This is a genomic window from Kytococcus schroeteri, from assembly GCF_002847825.1.
Classification (GTDB): domain Bacteria; phylum Actinomycetota; class Actinomycetes; order Actinomycetales; family Dermatophilaceae; genus Kytococcus; species Kytococcus schroeteri.
The window spans coordinates 1-314 of sequence record NZ_PKIZ01000140.1 but is presented as its reverse complement, the minus strand read 5'-3'; the positions used below and the strand labels follow the sequence as shown (position 1 = coordinate 314).

Here is a 314-nt window from a genome sequence, read left to right as displayed (position 1 = left end):
GCTCGGTTGTGCTCTTTTATGCCTTTACGACAGTAGCCTAGCGGTATCGACCGCCAGGCTACTTCGGTTCAAGGCTTACCCTGCAGGCCTACCCGGGCTGCCCGGGGTACTCGGCCTACTCGGATTCCGTTTCCGCCTTCGCGGTGGCCTCGGCAGACTCCTCTGCCTCTTCCTCCACGTTGCGGTCCACGGCAACCAGCTCGTTGCCCTTGGCCAGGTCCACCAGGCGCACGCCCATCGTCGCGCGGCCGCTGTGGCGGATCTGGCTGACCTCGGTGCGGATCACGCCGCCGTTGGAGGTCATGGCCAGGATC

The 314-nt window shown here is 65.3% G+C and carries 1 protein-coding gene; it reads right to left on the bottom strand.

Annotated features, from left to right (window positions below; genetic code table 11):
- Window positions 1-115 precede the first annotated feature (115 nt).
- A partial coding sequence (locus tag CYJ76_RS11890; protein ID WP_144043118.1) for a DNA gyrase C-terminal beta-propeller domain-containing protein occupies window positions 116-314 on the bottom strand: 199 nt, incomplete at its 5' end.